The organism is Blastococcus sp. SYSU D00922 (assembly GCF_054050495.1).
The window spans coordinates 1-15459 of sequence record NZ_JBJGZL010000026.1 but is presented as its reverse complement, the minus strand read 5'-3'; the positions used below and the strand labels follow the sequence as shown (position 1 = coordinate 15459).

At 73.6% G+C, this 15459-nt stretch carries 19 protein-coding genes and 2 tRNA genes; 9 read left to right on the top strand and 12 right to left on the bottom strand.

Annotated features, from left to right (window positions below; genetic code table 11):
- Window positions 1-93 precede the first annotated feature (93 nt).
- Window positions 94-630, bottom strand: coding sequence for a DUF2087 domain-containing protein (locus ACI78T_RS20715; RefSeq protein WP_456560022.1), 537 nt, complete (start codon window positions 628-630; stop codon window positions 94-96).
- Window positions 631-682: 52 nt separating this feature from the next.
- Here ACI78T_RS20715 and ACI78T_RS20710 point away from each other — a divergent pair, with 52 nt between their 5' ends.
- Both ACI78T_RS20710 and hisN read left to right on the top strand, forming a co-directional pair.
- Complete coding sequence (locus ACI78T_RS20710; RefSeq protein WP_456560021.1) at window positions 683-865, top strand: DUF2795 domain-containing protein; 183 nt, start codon at window positions 683-685, stop codon at window positions 863-865.
- A 22-nt stretch (window positions 866-887) separates the two neighbouring features.
- On the top strand, window positions 888-1691 hold the full coding sequence (hisN, locus tag ACI78T_RS20705) for a histidinol-phosphatase (RefSeq protein WP_456560020.1): 804 nt from the start codon (window positions 888-890) through the stop codon (window positions 1689-1691).
- Between the two features lie 4 nt (window positions 1692-1695).
- Here the strand turns inward: hisN and ACI78T_RS20700 are convergent, their stop codons facing one another.
- Genes ACI78T_RS20700 through ACI78T_RS20685 form a run of 4 tightly spaced genes read right to left on the bottom strand, consistent with a single transcriptional unit; the run spans window position 1696 to window position 5363 of the window.
- Entirely contained in the window at window positions 1696-3075 is a 1380-nt protein-coding gene (locus tag ACI78T_RS20700) for an FGGY family carbohydrate kinase (RefSeq protein WP_456560019.1), read from the bottom strand.
- 5 nt (window positions 3076-3080) lie between these two features.
- The gene (locus tag ACI78T_RS20695; protein WP_456560018.1) at window positions 3081-3554 is read right to left on the bottom strand and encodes an XdhC family protein; all 474 of its coding nucleotides are present in this window, start codon (window positions 3552-3554) and stop codon (window positions 3081-3083) included.
- Complete coding sequence (locus ACI78T_RS20690) at window positions 3551-4558, bottom strand: aldo/keto reductase (protein WP_456560017.1); 1008 nt, start codon at window positions 4556-4558, stop codon at window positions 3551-3553. The genes ACI78T_RS20695 and ACI78T_RS20690 overlap by 4 nt, the downstream gene beginning before the upstream one ends.
- Before the next feature lie 22 nt (window positions 4559-4580).
- A complete protein-coding gene (locus ACI78T_RS20685; protein WP_456560016.1) occupies window positions 4581-5363 on the bottom strand; it encodes an aldo/keto reductase in 783 nt (260 codons plus the stop codon).
- 119 nt (window positions 5364-5482) lie between these two features.
- Between ACI78T_RS20685 and ACI78T_RS20680 the strand changes: the two genes are divergently transcribed.
- Window positions 5483-6865: a cystathionine beta-synthase gene (locus tag ACI78T_RS20680; RefSeq protein WP_456560015.1), complete on the top strand. Its 1383-nt coding sequence runs from the start codon at window positions 5483-5485 to the stop codon at window positions 6863-6865.
- Entirely contained in the window at window positions 6862-8019 is a 1158-nt protein-coding gene (locus ACI78T_RS20675; RefSeq protein WP_456560014.1) for a cystathionine gamma-synthase, read from the top strand. Before ACI78T_RS20680 ends, ACI78T_RS20675 begins: the two co-directional genes overlap by 4 nt.
- 74 nt (window positions 8020-8093) lie before the next feature.
- Here the strand turns inward: ACI78T_RS20675 and map are convergent, their stop codons facing one another.
- Entirely contained in the window at window positions 8094-8864 is a 771-nt protein-coding gene (gene map, locus ACI78T_RS20670) for a type I methionyl aminopeptidase (RefSeq protein ID WP_456560013.1), read from the bottom strand.
- 44 nt (window positions 8865-8908) lie between these two features.
- Here map and ACI78T_RS20665 point away from each other — a divergent pair, with 44 nt between their 5' ends.
- Genes ACI78T_RS20665 through ACI78T_RS20655 form a run of 3 tightly spaced genes read left to right on the top strand, consistent with a single transcriptional unit; the run spans window position 8909 to window position 10180 of the window.
- Complete coding sequence (locus ACI78T_RS20665) at window positions 8909-9169, top strand: helix-turn-helix domain-containing protein (protein ID WP_456560012.1); 261 nt, start codon at window positions 8909-8911, stop codon at window positions 9167-9169.
- Window positions 9170-9219: 50 nt separating this feature from the next.
- Window positions 9220-9651, top strand: coding sequence for a CoA-binding protein (locus tag ACI78T_RS20660; protein WP_456560011.1), 432 nt, complete (start codon window positions 9220-9222; stop codon window positions 9649-9651).
- Between the two features lie 19 nt (window positions 9652-9670).
- Window positions 9671-10180, top strand: coding sequence for a VOC family protein (locus ACI78T_RS20655; RefSeq protein WP_456560010.1), 510 nt, complete (start codon window positions 9671-9673; stop codon window positions 10178-10180).
- A 6-nt stretch (window positions 10181-10186) separates the two neighbouring features.
- Here the strand turns inward: ACI78T_RS20655 and ACI78T_RS20650 are convergent, their stop codons facing one another.
- From ACI78T_RS20650 to ACI78T_RS20630, 5 genes are all read right to left on the bottom strand, one after another.
- Window positions 10187-10471 carry a GNAT family N-acetyltransferase gene (locus ACI78T_RS20650; RefSeq protein WP_456560009.1) on the bottom strand — a complete coding sequence of 95 codons (285 nt, stop codon included), beginning with the start codon at window positions 10469-10471 and terminating at the stop codon, window positions 10187-10189.
- A gap of 32 nt (window positions 10472-10503) precedes the next feature.
- Entirely contained in the window at window positions 10504-10698 is a 195-nt protein-coding gene (locus tag ACI78T_RS20645) for a ferredoxin (RefSeq protein ID WP_456560008.1), read from the bottom strand.
- Window positions 10695-11993, bottom strand: a complete 1299-nt coding sequence (locus tag ACI78T_RS20640) for a cytochrome P450 (protein WP_456560007.1) — start codon at window positions 11991-11993, stop codon at window positions 10695-10697. Before ACI78T_RS20640 ends, ACI78T_RS20645 begins: the two co-directional genes overlap by 4 nt.
- A gap of 213 nt (window positions 11994-12206) precedes the next feature.
- Complete coding sequence (locus ACI78T_RS20635; RefSeq protein ID WP_456560006.1) at window positions 12207-13766, bottom strand: right-handed parallel beta-helix repeat-containing protein; 1560 nt, start codon at window positions 13764-13766, stop codon at window positions 12207-12209.
- A gap of 136 nt (window positions 13767-13902) precedes the next feature.
- Window positions 13903-13976 (bottom strand) — tRNA-Met (locus ACI78T_RS20630).
- A 140-nt stretch (window positions 13977-14116) separates the two neighbouring features.
- Here ACI78T_RS20630 and ACI78T_RS20625 point away from each other — a divergent pair.
- Window positions 14117-14572 (top strand): hypothetical protein, encoded by a 456-nt coding sequence (locus tag ACI78T_RS20625; RefSeq protein WP_456560005.1) that lies wholly within the window; start codon window positions 14117-14119, stop codon window positions 14570-14572.
- Window positions 14573-14609: 37 nt separating this feature from the next.
- Window positions 14610-15221 carry a DUF6328 family protein gene (locus ACI78T_RS20620; RefSeq protein ID WP_456560004.1) on the top strand — a complete coding sequence of 204 codons (612 nt, stop codon included), beginning with the start codon at window positions 14610-14612 and terminating at the stop codon, window positions 15219-15221.
- Window positions 15222-15269: 48 nt separating this feature from the next.
- On the opposite strand, the gene ACI78T_RS20615 is transcribed toward ACI78T_RS20620, so the two are convergent.
- Window positions 15270-15346, bottom strand: a tRNA-Met gene (locus ACI78T_RS20615).
- Window positions 15347-15459: the final 113 nt, after the last annotated feature.

Below are 15459 nucleotides of genomic sequence, written 5' to 3'. Positions count from 1 at the left end.
GGCTAGGGAGCCGCCCCCCCCCGGTGGGCCTATAACACTTGAAGCGGCCACACCAGACCTCCTGAAGTGCCGAGATCGCGCGATCTCGGCGCGTCAGACGTCGACGTAGCCGCCGCTGCGCCAGTAGACGCCGGCCTCGCGGGTCAGCAGCCCCTCGTCCACGAGGTACCGGCGCAGGGCGGCGACGTCCGCGTGCCACGCGCCGAGCAGCGCGTTGACCTCCCGCTCCGGGTAACGCACGCCCGGCTCGAAGACGCGCACGAGGTGCTCCAGCACGACCCGGCGCTTGCTGTGCTGGGCCGGGATCGACACCAGCCGGCCGTCGCGGACGAACGCCGACAGCACGGCGTCCTCGGCCGGGTCGGACGACAGCGGCTCCGGTGGCGGCGCGGACTCGGCGGCGGCCCGCGCGGCGGCGCCGAACCGCTCGGTGTGCAGCGCCAGCCCGTGGCCGTCGCGGGCGACCAGCCCGGCGCGCGCCAGCCGCCGGGCGGCGAGGGCGACGTCCTTGAGGGAGAGCCCCGACGCCTCGGCGACCTCCTCGATCGTCGTGGCGCCCAGCGCCAGCGCCGCGACGACCTTCAGCCGGGCGGGGTCGGCCAGCAGCCCGGCGATCGTCGCGGCGTCCACTCCCCGACGGTATCGACGCTTCCCCGGACGCCGACGCGGGTACGTCGGCGGCATGGTCAGCCCCATCGACATCCAGAAGGCCCTCTCGGGCATGGACTACCCCGCGAGCAAGGACGACATCGTCCGGCACGCCGAGCAGCAGGGCGGCGGGGATGAGGTCCTCGAGGCCCTGCGGAAGATCGACGACCGGGAGTACGAGGGCCCGAGCGGGGTCAGTTCAGCGGTCTTCGACTGAGTCCCCGCTAGGTTCGGTGCCCATGACATCGGGCCGGGGATTCTCCGAGGACATGCGGCTGGCGCACGTGCTGGCCGATCAGGCCGACTCGATCAGCCTCGACCGCTTCAAGGCGCAGGACCTCACCGTCGACACCAAGCCGGACCTGACGCCGGTCACCGACGCCGACCGGGCTGTCGAGGAGCAGTTGCGGATCACCCTCAGCCGGGCGCGCACCCGCGACGCGGTGATGGGCGAGGAGTTCGGCACGACCGGGCACGGTCCGCGCCGCTGGGTGCTCGACCCGATCGACGGCACGAAGAACTTCGTCCGCGGCGTGCCCGTGTGGGCGACGCTGATCGCCCTCTTCGACGGCGACGAGCCCGTGGTCGGCCTGGTGTCGGCACCCGCGCTCAACAAGCGGTGGTGGGCGGCCAAGGACGTCGGGGCGTGGACCGGCCGCCGGCTGGAGAACGCCACCCGCTGCCGGGTCTCCGAGGTCACCGAGCTCGGCGACGCGAGCCTGTCCTACTCGAGCCTGTCGGGCTGGGAGGAGCGGGGCGTCCTCGACGGCTTCCTCGACCTCACCCGCTCGGTCTGGCGGACCCGCGCCTACGGCGACTTCTGGAGCTACTGCCTGCTCGCCGAGGGAGCCGTGGACATCGCCTGCGAGCCCGAGGTGTCGGTCTGGGACCTCGCCGCGCTCGACGTCATCGTCCGCGAGGCCGGCGGCCGGTTCACCGACCTCACCGGCGCCCCCGGTCCGGCCGGCGGGCACGCGCTCGCCACCAACGGCGCGCTGCACGACGCCGCCCTCGCCCACGTCAAGCTGCCCGGGGACGCCTGACCCCTCAGCCCGCCGCCCAGCGGGCGAAGGCCTGCTCGAGGTGGGTCTCGCCGTAGGGCTCCACGAGCGGTCCCTCCTCCCGTGCCGGGTCGACGTCCAGCCCGACGCCCCGGCCGGCCAGCAGTGCGGCGCCGACGGCGGAAGCGCTGCGCAGGCCGAGCGGCCGCACCGGCCGGCCCAGCGCGTCGGCCAGCAGCTGGGTGAGGATGCCCGAGCGCGCCGCCCCACCCGTCAGCAGGACCGGTTCGTGGTCGGTGACGTCGAGGAGCTCGAACGCGGCCCGGATCGCGAAGACGACACCCTCGGCCGCGGCACGGGCCAGGTCGGCGCGAGTGGTGCCGGCGTGCAGACCGGTCCACGACCCGCGGTCGTCCGGCCCCGCCACGCCCCCGCGCTCACCGGTGAGGAACGGCCGGAACACCACTCCCCCGGCACCGGCCGGAACCGATGCGGCGGCCGCCACGAAGTCGGTGAGGGACAGCCCGAGGACGCCGCACGCCCACTCCCACGCCGACCCCCCGTTCTGCAGCGCGGCCATGGCGTACCAGCCGTCCGCGGTGTCGGCGTAGGTGTGCACGACGGGATCGCAGGCCGCGGTCGGTTCCCGGCGGGACCGCAGCAGCTGCGCGCCGGTTCCCAGGTTGACCTGGGCGCCGCCCGCACCCGCGGCGAGCATCGCCAGCGGCGTGTCCGCGCCGCCCGCGACCACGGGCACATCCCCGACGGCCAGCCGCGCATGTCCGACGACCTGGGCGGAGGGGACGACCCGCGGCAGCAGACCGGGGTCGATGCCGGCCGCCCCAACCGCGGCGGGGCTCCAGTCGTCGGCCACGACGTCCCAGAGCAGAGTCGCCGAGGCGTCGCTGCGGTCGGTGACCGTCGCCCCGCCCGGCAGGAGTGTCGCTCGCAGCGCGTCCTTGGGCAGCAGCAGCGCGGCGGCCCGGTCGAGCACCTCCGACTCGTGGTCGGCCAGCCACGCGAGCACCGGACCGGTCATGCCGGGCACCAGCGGGTTGGCCAGTCCCGCGCGCGCGTCGGGGGGCAGGGCACGCCAGCGGTCGAGCTCGCCGGCGGCCCGCTGATCGGGCCACAGCACGGCTGGGCGCAGGGCCGCGCCGCCGTCGTCGACGAGGACCGCCCCGTGCATCTGCCCGGAGAAGCCGAGCGCCGCCACCCGGCTGCCGCCGAGCCGGGTCGCCAGCTCCGCGAGCGTGCTGTCGAGGGCCGACCGCCACGTGGCGACGTCGCTCTCCGCCCGTCCCGGTGCGGGGCGGTCGTAGCCGTAGGCGTGCTCGGCCTCGGCGACCACCGCCCCCGTGGCGTCCAGGGCGACCAGCTTCAGACCGGAGGTGCCCAGGTCGGCGCCGAGCAGCACGTCGGTCACGTCGGTCAGCCGCCGTGGGCGAAGCCGCCGGCGCGGCCGTTGCGGTCGGCGAGCAGCCCGGCCAGCGTCGACACGGCGATCTCGGCCGGCTGACGCGAACCGATGTCCAGCCCGATCGGCCGGTGCACGCGGGCGATCTCCTCCGGCGGGACCCCGAGCGCGGTCAGCGCGGCGACGTGGGGGCCCTCGTGCCGGGGGTTGCCCATGACGCCGATCCAGCGCGCCGGCCGCGCGAGCGCATCCCGGAGCAGCTCACCCAGCTCGTCCCGGTGGTGGTCGGTGACGACGACGTCGGCGCTGCCGCCGGCGAGCTCGTCCTCGATGTCCGCGAAGGCCCGCACGGTCCGGTCCGCGCGCACCTCGACGGCTGCCTCGCCCGGCTCGACCAGCACCGTCCGGAAGCCGAGCTCGGCCCCCCACCGCACGAGCACCTCGGCCACCGGCGAGGCGAACACCGCCACGAGCAGCCGGTCGGTCACGCCACCCGCTCCGGGCTGTCGCCGTAGGCGTAGGCGCTGTTGGCGTACCGCCCGCCGACCGCCACCCCGGGCGGCGCGATGGCGTCGAGGCGGGCGAGGTCGTCGGGGGTCAGCTCCACCGCGGCGGCGCCCACGTTCTCCTCGAGGTAGCTGCGCCGCTTGGTCCCGGGGATGGGGACGACGTCGTCCCCCTGGGCCAGCACCCAGGCCAGCGCGAGCTGTCCCGGCGTCACGCCCTTCTCCGCAGCGAGGTCGCGGGCCGCCTCCACCAGCCGGAGGTTGGCCGCGAACGCGTCGCCGGTGAACCGCGGGTGGGTGCGCCGCCAGTCGTCCTCGGCGAAGTCGTCGGGGCTGGTGATGGCGCCGGTCAGGAAACCACGGCCCAGCGGGCTGAACGGCACGATGCCGATGCCGTGCTCGCGGGCGACGCCCAGCACCTCCGCTTCGACGTCCCGGGTCCACAGCGACCACTCGCTCTGCAGCGCGGCGATCGGGTGGACGGCGACGGCCCGCCGGATCGAGGCGGCGCTGGCCTCCGACAGCCCCAGGTACCGCACCTTGCCCTGCTCGACGAGCTCGGCCATGGCCCCGACGGTGTCCTCGATCGGCACCTGCGGGTCGACGCGGTGCTGGTAGTAGAGGTCGATCACGTCGACGCCCAGCCGGCGCAGGCTGGCCTCCGCGCACCGGCGCACGTTCTCCGGTCGGCCGTCGATGGTCATGCCCGGGCCGTCGTGGCTGAGCGAGAACTTGGTGGCCAGCTGCACGTCGTCGCGGCGGCCGGCGATGGCCTCGCCGACGAGCTCCTCGTTGTGCCCCGAGCCGTACACGTCGGAGGTGTCGAGGAACGTGACGCCGAGGTCCAGCGCGCGGTGGACGGTGGCGATCGACTCCTGCCGGTCGGCCGCGCCGTACATCTGGCTCATGCCCATGCAGCCCAGGCCGATGGCGGAGACGGTCAGGCCGTCGCGCCCGAGCGCGCGGGTTCCCACGGGAGAAGTCATGCCCGCATCCTCGCCCCGGCGCTCAGGCGCCCGCCAGCGCGTCGATGCGTCCGACCTCCGCCGGCGACAGGGTGAAACCCGTGATCGCCGCGTTCGCCGCGATCCGGTCCGGGTTCGCGGACTTGGGGATCACCACGACCCCGTGCTCGATGTGCCAGCGCAGCACCACCTGCGCGGTCGTGGCGCCGTGCGCCCCGGCGATGTCGCGCAGCACCGGGTCGTCCAGGTCGGTGCTCTTGAACGGGCTGTAGCCCTCGAGGACGACGCCGCGCTCGCGGTGCCCCTCCTCCACCGCGGCGTCGCGCAGGGCGGGTGCCCAGCGGATCTGGTTGACGGCCGGCATTTCCCCGGTCTCCTCGGCCAGGGTGTCCAGCTGCGTCAGCGAGTAGTTGCTGACGCCGACGTCGCGGGCCTGGCCGGCGTCGCGCGCGGCCAGGAACCGGCGCCACAGCGCCACGCCGGGACCCCCGGGCGGCCAGTGCACCAGCCAGAGGTCGACGGACTCGAGCCCGAGCTGGTCGAGGGAGGCGGCGATCATCTCCTCGGGCCGGTCGGCCCGGTCGGGCGGCAGCTTCGTCGTCACGAAGACCTCGTCCCGGGGGACGCCGGAGTCGCGCAGCGCCCGGCCCACCTCGGCCTCGTTGCGGTACATCGTCGCGGTGTCCAGGTGCCGGTAACCGGCGTCGAGGGCCGCACGGACGGCGTCGTAGCACTCGCGTCCGCGCAGCTGCCAGGTGCCGAAGCCGAGCAGCGGCATCCGGCCGCCGCCCCGGAACTCGGCGACGGGGATCGAGGTGGTGGTCATGCACCGGGGCTGCCCCGGTCCGCACCCGCGGACACGTCCCGCGGCCAGCGGAGTGCGCGCCCGGTCTGGTGGGATGGGGGCAGCAGCGGGCGCGCACGTACCCGCACCGAGGAGGCACCGTGCAGTACGCCGAGTCCGTCGTGGACCTGGTCGGCAACACCCCGCTGGTCCGGCTCACCTCGGTCACCCGCGACCTGGGCCCCGACGCCCCGCTCGTGCTGGCCAAGGTCGAGTACCTCAACCCCGGCGGCTCGGTGAAGGACCGCATCGCCGTGCGCATGGTCGACGCCGCCGAGGCCAGCGGCGCCCTGAAGCCCGGCGGCACGATCGTCGAGCCGACCAGCGGCAACACCGGCATCGGGCTGGCGCTGGTCGCGCAGCAGCGCGGGTACAAGTGCATCTTCATCTGCCCGGACAAGGTCGGCCAGGAGAAGATCAACGTCCTCAAGGCCTACGGCGCGGAGGTCGTCGTCTGCCCCACGGCGGTCGACCCGTCCGACCCGCGCTCGTACTACTCGGTGTCCGACCGGCTGGCGCGCGAGACGCCCGGCGGGTGGAAGCCCGACCAGTACTCGAACCCGGCCAACCCCCAGTCGCACTACGAGACGACGGGTCCGGAGCTGTGGGCCCAGACCGAGGGCCGGATCACCACGTTCGTGACGGGCATGGGCACCGGCGGCACGATCAGCGGCATCGGCCGCTACCTCAAGGAGGTCTCCGGCGGGAAGGTGCGCATCGTCGGTGCCGACCCCGAGGGCTCGGTGTACTCCGGCGGCACCGGGCGGCCCTACCTGGTCGAGGGCGTGGGCGAGGACTTCTGGCCCTCCACGTACGACCGCGAGATCGCCGACGAGATCATCCCGGTCTCCGACGGCGACTCCTTCGCCATGACCCGGCGGCTCGCCCGCGAGGAGGGCCTCCTGGTGGGGGGCTCCTGCGGGATGGCGGTGGTCGCGGCACTCCGCGCCGCCGAGAAGCTGACCAAGGACGACGTCCTCGTGGTGCTGCTCCCGGACGGCGGCCGCGGCTACCTGAACAAGATCTTCAGCGACCGCTGGATGGCCGACTACGGCTTCCTCGACTCCGCGGTCGGCGAGACCGTGGGCGAGCTGCTGCACACGAAGTCCGGCGAGACGCCGTCCCTGGTCCACACGCACCCGAACGAGACAGTGCGCGACGCGATCGACATCCTGCGTGAGTACGGGGTCAGCCAGATGCCGGTCGTGCGGGCGGAGCCCCCGGTCACGGCCGGCGAAGTCATCGGCTCGGTGGACGAGAAGACGCTGCTCGACGCCCTCTTCGCCGGGACGGCGACCCTCGCCGACCGAGTGGAGAAGCACATGTCGCCGCCGCTGCCGATCATCGGCTCGGGCGAGGCGGTGACCGCCGCCGTCACCGCCCTGGGCTCGAACGACGCCCTGCTGGTGCACGTCGACGGCAAGCCCGCCGGCGTGGTCACGCGGCAGGACGTGCTCAGCCACCTCGCCGGGATCACGCGATGAACCGCCAGGACGACGCCCGAGGCTTCAACACGCGGGCGATCCACGCCGGCCAGGAGCCCGACCCGGCCACCGGCGCGGTCATCCCGCCGGTGCACCTGACGACGACGTACAAGCAGGACGGCGTCGGGGGCCTGCGTGGCGGCTACGAGTACAGCCGCAGCGGCAACCCGACGCGCAACGCGCTGCACGAGGCGCTCGCCTCGCTGGAGGAGGGCTCGACGGCGCTCGCCTTCGCCTCCGGTCTCGCCGCTGAGGACACGCTCCTGCGCACCGTCTGCCGCGCCGGTGACCACGTCGTCCTCGGCGGCGACGCCTACGGGGGCACCTTCCGGCTGATCTCCCGGGTGCTGTCGGAGTGGGGCCTCGAGCACACCCCGGTCCACCTCGACGACCCCGATGCCGTGCGGGCCGCCATCCGGCCGACCACCCGCGTGGTGTGGTGCGAGACGCCGAGCAACCCGCTGCTGAACATCACCGACATCGAGGCCACCGCGGCGGTCGCGCACGAGTCCGGTGCGCTGCTCGTCGTCGACAACACCTTCGCCTCGCCGTACCTGCAGCGGCCGCTCACCCTCGGCGCCGACGTCGTCGTCCACTCGACGACCAAGTACCTCGGCGGGCACTCCGACGTCGTGGGGGGTGCCCTCGTGACGCGGGACGCCGAGCTCGGCGAGCGCCTGGCCTACAACCACAACGCGATGGGCGCCGTCGCGTCGCCGTTCGACTCGTGGCTGGTCCTGCGGAGCCTCAAGACGCTGGGCGTCCGCATGGACCGGCACTCGACGAACGCGGCGCGCGTGGCGGAGTTCCTGCTCGACCACCCGGCGGTCTCGACGGTGCTGTACCCCGGTCTGCCGTCGCACCCGGGGCACGAGATCGCGGCGAAGCAGATGGCCGGCTTCGGCGGGATGGTGTCGTTCCGGCTGAGGGACGGGGAGGACGCCGCGCTGAAGGTGTGCGAGCGGGCGCAGCTGTTCACGCTCGCCGAGTCGCTGGGCGGCGTGGAGTCGCTGATGGAGCACCCCGGGCGGATGACGCACGCCAGCGCGGCCGGGTCTCCGCTCGAGGTGCCTGCCGACCTCGTCCGGCTCTCGGTCGGCATCGAGGACGTCGACGACCTCCTCGCCGACCTCGAGCAGGCCCTCGGTTCATGATCGTTGTGCGCACATGGACGTCTCAGGGACTGCCGACACGTCGATATGCGCACAGTCGCGGTGTGCGCGGCTGATCAGCGGGGTGCGGTGAGGATCCGCGGCCCGTCCGCGGTGACGGCGACGGTGTGCTCGACGTGGGCGGCCCTGCTGCCGTCGGCGCTGCGCAGCGTCCAGCCGTCGGCGTCGACCCGGTAGTCGTCGCTCCCGCCGGCCAGGAACCACGGCTCGATCGCGATGACCAGCCCGGCCCGCAGGGGCACCCCGCGGCCGGCCCGGCCCTCGTTGGGGACGCTCGGCGCCTCGTGCATCGACCGGCCGACCCCGTGCCCGCCCTGGTCGGTGTTGATGCCCACGCCCCCGGCGCGACCCACCGCCCCGATCGCCGCGGAGATGTCACCGATGCGGTTGCCGACGACGGCCGCCGCGATGCCCGCCTCCAGCGCGCGCTCGGTGGTCGCGACGAGCTGCAGGTCCTCCGGCCGCGCCGTGCCCACCGGGAAGGTGGTCGCCGCGTCGCCCACCCAGCCGTCGAGGGTCGCCCCGGCGTCGACGCTGAGCAGGTCGCCGTCGTCCAGGACGTCCGGCGACGGGATCCCGTGCAGGGCGACGTCGTTCACCGACAGGCACACCACGCCCGGGAACGGCGGGGTGGTCGCCAGCGGCGCGTAGCCGAGGAACGGAGAGGTGGCCCCCGCGTCGGCCAGGACGTCGCGCGCGACGGCGTCGAGCTGGCTGAGCCGCACGCCCGGCGCCGCGGTCGCCCGCACCGCCGCCAGCATGTCGGCCACGACGGCGCCCGCCGCGCGCATGGCGTCCAGCTCGCCAGGAGTCCGCAGTTCGATCATGTCGCCGCCTTCCGGTATGACTATCCCGGTATTACTATCACGTCATGGTCCGACCGCCGCTGACGGCCGCCGAGCGGGACCGCGGCCGCCGTCTGGGAGCACTCCTGCGCGCCGCTCGGGGGAACCGCAGCCCGGCCGAGGTCGCCGCCGCGTCCGGGGTCAGCCAGGAAGCACTGCGGAAGATCGAGACCGGCCGGGTGCCCACGCCGGCGTTCTTCACCGTGGCCGCACTGGCGGCAGCGCTCGACGTGCCCCTGGACGAGCTGGCCTCACGGCTCGACGCCGACTCCGACGAGGCGGCCTAGGACCCGCCGGGTCCGGGCATGATCAGCGCCCCTTCGGTGTTGCCGCGATCATGGACGACGCGCTGCGCGAGAAGCTGACCGGCATCTACCGCGACACCCGGACGATCGCCGTGGTCGGCGCGTCCTCCGACGAGTCCAAGGCGGCGCACCGCATCCCGGCCTACCTGCAGCAGCAGGGCTACCGCATCCGGCCGGTGAGCCCCCGCGGCGGAGAGCTCTTCGGCGAGCCGGTGGCCGCCTCGCTGGCCGAGGTGGACGGCCCGGTGGACGTGGTCGACGTCTTCCGGCCGGCTGCGGAGGCAGCGGACATCGCCCGGCAGGCGGTCGCCATCGGGGCCAAGGTGCTGTGGCTGCAGCTCGGTATCGCCGACGAGGAGGCGCGGCGCATCGCCGAGGACGCGGGGCTGACCGTCGTCATGGACCGGTGCATCGGCGCCACGCACCACGAACTGGGGCTCGGCCCCCTCACCGCGACCGCCTGAAGCGAGAAGGATCACCGTCATGACGACCACCGACAGCACCCGCGACCTCGCCGCCCTCGAGGCCGAACGCGCCCGCATCCGCGAGGTGCACCTCAAGCCGTCCGGGGAGCGCCCGGCGTCGACCGCACGCGGCCTCCACCACACCGCGCTGATCAGCAGCGACGTCGAGCGGACCGTCCGCTTCTACCAGGACGTCCTCGGCTTCCCGCTGACCGAGCTGATCGAGAACCGCGACTACCCCGGCTCGTCGCACTTCTTCTTCGACATCGGCAACGGCAACCTGCTGGCCTTCTTCGACTTCCCCGGCCTGGACGTCGGCCCGTACGCCGAGGTGCTGGGCGGCCTGCACCACATGGCCATCAGCGTCGACCCCGAGCGCTGGTCGACGCTGGTCGAGCGGCTGACCGAGGCCGGCGTCGAGCACGAGGTGCACAGCGGCGTCTCGGTCTACTTCCGGGACCCCGACGGCGCACGCATCGAGCTCATCGCCGACCCGCTCGGGGAGATGTACGGCTCCCAGGTGCTCTGACGCGGGCTACCGCGCCTGCACCAGGTCGGCGTACTCCTCGTGCTTCTCGATGTAGCCACGCACGAAGGAGCACCGCGGCACCACGGACCCGCCCTTCGCCCGGACGTCGTCCAGCGCCGCCTGGACCAGCGTGCTGCCCAGCCCCTTGCGCCCGGAGTCCTGGTCGACCTCCGTGTGGATGAACACGGTCGTGTCCCCGTTCCGCTGGTAGTCGGCGTGACCGAGCAGCTGGTCGCCGTCGCGGATCTCGTACCGGTTGGCCTCGGGGACGTCCTGCACAGTGGGCTCCATGCCGCTCCCCTACCCCGGCTGAGCCGGTCCGATCACTCCGCGAGGGAGAGCGCCCGCGTCGGGCACGCCTGGACGGCGTCCTCGACGTCGTTCAGCTCGTCGTCGGACGGCTGCGGCCGGTGCACGACCAGGACGCCGTCGTCGTCCACCTCGAAGACGTCGGGTGCCAGCGCCTCGCAGGTGCCCGACCCCACGCAGCGCTCGCGGTCCACCTCGACGCGGCTCACGCGACGCCCGTCAGACGCGCCGGGAGCCGCTTGAGCCCGTTGACGAACGACGACCGGAGCCGGGCCGGCTCCCCGGCCACCTCCAGGTCGGGCAGCTGCTCGAACAGCTGGCGGAAGGTCACCGCGATCTCGCGGCGGGCCAGGTGCGCACCCAGGCAGAAGTGCGGGCCGTGCCCGCCGAACCCCACGTGCGGGTTCGGGTCGCGGGTCAGGTCGAAGACCTGCGGGTCGGCGAAGAGCTCCGGGTCGCGGTTGGCCGCCGCGTAGAAAAGCAGGAACTTGTCACCGGCGGAGAACCGGTGCCCGTTGACCTCGCCGTCCTGGGTCGCCGTGCGGCGCATCCACGTGATCGGGCTGGTCCAGCGGACGATCTCCTCGACCGCCGTCTTGTCGATCGACGGGTCGGCCATCCACCGGGCCCGCTGCTCGGGGTGCTCGGAGAGAGCGAGGATGCCCTGCGAGATGGCGTTGCGCGTCGTCTCGTTGCCGGCGACGAGCAGCAGGATGAAGAAGGAGCCGATCTCCTGGTGGGTCAGCCGCTCGCCGTCGACCTCGGTGGTCACCAGCGCCGTCGTCAGGTCGTCCGTGGGGTTCTCCAGCCGCTCGGCGGCGAGCCGCTCCATGATCCCGGCCAGGTCGATGCCGGCCTGGAAGAGGGCGGTGAGCGGCTCCTCCTGGTCCTCGATCAGCTCGGGGTCGCCGCCGGACAGGATGATGTTGGACGCCGCCAGGACCTGGGCGCGGTCCTCGGCGGGGACGCCCATCATGTCGCAGATGACCCGCAGCGGGATCGGCGCCGCGATGTCGGCGACGACGTCGAGCGACCCGCCGTGAGCCTCGGCCGTGCGGCGCGCCTCGGTGAGCACCTCCTCGACGATCCCGCGCACGGAGTCGACGACGCGCTCGAGCATCCGCGGGGTGAAGGTCTTCGAGACGATCCGCCGGATCCTGGCGTGCCGCGGGTCGTCCATGCTGATCATCGAGCCGTAGAACTCGTGCAGGTCGGCCGGGATGTCCTGGATCGAGACCGCACCCTTGCCGGAGCAGAACACCTGCGGCTGGGAGCTGATCGCGTCGAGGTCCGCGTGCCGCGTGACCGCGTAGTACCCGGGGCCGTTCGGCAGGCCGGGGACCTCGGGCTCGGCGAAGAAGGCGAAGGGGCGTTCGGCGCGCAGGCGGTCGAAGACGGCGTGCCGCACCTCGGCCGGCTCCACCCAGAAGTCGCGGTCGGAGAGGTCGATGTCGTCCAGGTCGGGGGCTCCGGGAGCCAGTCCGGATGCGGCGTCCACGGCCATGGTGCGCGACCTCCTGCAGTAACGGTCAACGGTGACTGGATGCTGACGTTAGGGAGTGGACGGCGTGGTGCACAACACACTGGACCGGTGCGCGTACGAAAAAGGCCGTGGACGTGGGCACTGGCCCGGGGCCGGGCAGCGACGAGGTGGCGATCGCGAGGGGGGAGTCCGCTCAGCTCTCCCCGCCGGTCAGGGCCCGCTCCTGCGTAGTCCTCACCCGTCGGCGTCCTCGCTCTCCCGGCCCTCCCGCGGCCGGGCTGTGGCGCTCGAGGCTCGCTCGGTCGTCCAGCTCGCGTGGGTCTGGGAGGGGTACTCCTGGTCGTCCCAGATCCGGTTGCCGCCCAGGTCGAGGACGCCGACCGGGGCGTCGAGGGTGATCCCGGCCCGGAGGCGCGGGGAGCCCGGTAGGTGGTACGGGGCCCCCTCGGCGGGTCGGCCGGACCGCCATGCGCTCGCGGCACCCGGCCGGTGCGGCGCCAGACCGAGCGTCGTCGCGGTGTTGAACAGCACGACCGCGTCCTCCTCGGCGACGACCAGGTGCTTGCCCCGGTGCCCGTCGGGACGCCAGTCGGCGGTCTCGTCGGTCAGGGTGAACTCGCCGTAGGAGACGCCGACCCCGCCCCGCGACGTGGCCGGGGCGGCCCGCCGGCCGTTGTTGCGGATCCGGTTGCGGGTGAACGCGCAGTGGTCCAGACCGGCGTCGACCCGGATCCCGTCCAGCCCGTTGTCCCGGATCGAGTTCCCGTCCAGGACGAGGTCGATCGCGGGGCCGCCGTACCCCTCGCCGAGAGGGTGCTGCCAGTAGCCGTACCGCCCGTTGGCGCTGATCCGGCTGCCGCTGATGGAGTACGGCCCCGGGGTGTTGCCGATGCCGATGCCGTCGCGCAGGTTCGCGTCGATGATGCAGTTGACGACCATGCCGCCGCGTCCGGCCATCCCGGCGGTGCCCTGGGCGGAGATGTCGAACCCGGCCTCGTGGTTGCCGATCATCGTGCAGCCGGTCACGACCAGCCCGTCGGCGCCCCAGTCGGAGATGCCGAAGCGGTTGTCCTCGACGTGGCACGCGGTGATCCGGATGCCCCGAGGGGGCGGCCACATCTGCTGCTGCAGTTCGACGAAGATGCCGTTGGTGCCGTTGCCCCGGGCCGTGCACGCGGTGACGGTCAGGCGCTCGGTGGTCCCCCACCCGCCGATGCCGATGCCGATCCCCGCCCCGCCCGGCTGCTCGCCGTTGTCGAGCCGGCCGCACCGCTCGGCCAGGACGGCGTCGACGACGGTGTCCTGCAGGAAGTCGCAGCCGAACCCTGTCGCGGGGGTGTCGTGCACCCAGATGTCCCGGAAGCGACCGCGCAGCACGTACTGCAGGCCCATGCCCTTGGCGAGTGGGTCGTACTCGTCCAGCTGCATGCCCGAGCCGTCGACCTCGAAGCCGGCGAAGGTGCAGTCGGCCAGGTAGTTGTCCGGACCGGCACCGTGCTGCTCGGTGGTGAACCACATCAGCGGGGTCGGCGTCCCCGGTGCACCCGGGTTGGCCAGCAGGAAGCGGGTCGCGGTCATCCCGGCACCCACCAGCGAGACCCCGGAGCGCCACACCGTCGCGGCGTCCCGGATGCAGTAGTCCCCCGGCGGCACGGAGACGACCCGTGGCCGGCCGTCCTCGGCGCACGCGTCGCCGAGCCGATCGACCAGGGCGGCGAGGGCCGGCTGGTCGTTGGTCACCCCGTCCCCGGTCAGGCCGTGCTCCCGCGCGTCGTACACCCGCGTCGCGTCCATGGGGCTCCCAGGGTCGGCTCCCTGCCCCGCTACCCATCGTGCCGCGTGCCCATCCACGGCCCGCCGACCCGACTCGCGGACCCCCGCACGAACGACGACGGCCCTCACAGTGACTGTGAGGGCCATCGTCCTGCAGTAGCGGGGGCAGGATTCGAACCTGCGACCTCTGGGTTATGAGCCCAGCGAGCTACCGAGCTGCTCCACCCCGCGTCGGTAGCACCCAGGTTACACGTCGCGCGGAGCGGTCCCACCGCCACCCGGGGCGCCCTCCGGTACCACTCAGTCACACCGGTCCCAGGGACGCGCGCGCCTTGCTGGTCAGGCGTGCTCACCCGCTTACAGTCCGCTACGTGGTGGGGGACGACGCGGCGAGCATGTTCGCCGGCGAGCCACAGCCCGTGGAGATCCACCACCGGGGCATCTGGTACTCCGGTGAACTGATCGGCTGGCGGCACGGGAGCGACGGCCGGGTGACCGCGCGCGTCCGCTGCCGGGTCGACGGCCTCCGCCACTCCGCCTGGATGGATCTCGCCGACCTGCGGCTGCCCGATCCGAAGCGCCCGCCGCACAAGGAGCCGTTCCCGGCGGTCGTGCGGCGCGCGGGCCGCGACGAGGACGACGCCACGCGGCCGCACACGCTGTTCGCGGCGATGGGCCTCCGCCCGGCGAAGCCGGCCCACGCCGTCCAGCCGCCGTCGACCCGCACTGCGCAGCCGGCCGATGCGCCGGCGCAGCCGGAGCCCCTGCCCACCTCCCGGCGCACCCACCACCTGACCAAGGTCGAGGCCTACCTCAGCCTGGTCTGAGCGGTTCGAGCCCGCTCTCCTGGGAACCCATCCCCGCATGAGCCCGAGGCAGCCGCCCGAGGCGGCTCTGCCGGCCCCTCCGCGGGGGAGGTTCGATCCGTCGCGGGCGCAGGCGACGGCGGAATCCCGCGGCGAGACCCTCGACCAGGTTCTCGACCGCAATGTCGCCGAGCTGCTGCAGGAGCTGCGCGTCGCCTTCACCGGCGTGGGCATCCTCTTCGGCTTCCTGCTCAGCCTGGCCTTCACCCAGCGCTTCGAGGAACTGCACGGAGCGCGCGTGGTGGTCTACATGGTGGCCCTGCTGTCGGCCGCGCTCTCCACGATGCTGCTCATCGCTCCGGTCTCGCTGCACCGCATCGTGTTCCGGCGGCGGCAGAAGTCGGCGCTCGTGGCGGTCGCCGACCGCATGCTGGTCGTCGGGCTCGCCCTGCTCGTGCCCTCCGTCAGCTGCGCCGTGCTGCTCGTCGTCGACCTGGTGCTGGGCCGGTGGGCAGGGATCGTCTGCGGCTCCTTCACCGCACTGGTGGGGGTGCTCACCTGGTACGTGCTGCCCCTGGCCATCCGCCGCTCCGGCCACGGCGTGGCCCCGGCCGAGCCGGCGGGGCCCGTGGCGCTGCACCTCCGGACCGCCGGCCGCCGGCCGAGGTGATCGGAAAAGCAGGAAGCCCGGCCCCTGAGGGACCGGGCTTCCTGTCGATGGTAGCGGGGGCAGGATTCGAACCTGCGACCTCTGGGTTATGAGCCCAGCGAGCTACCGAGCTGCTCCACCCCGCGTCGGTAGAACCCACTCTACACGCCGCCGGCGGGGGGGGGGGGGGGGGGGGGGGGGGGGGGGGGGGGGGGGGCGGCGGGGGGGGGCCGGGGGGGGGGGGGGGGCGGGGGGGGGC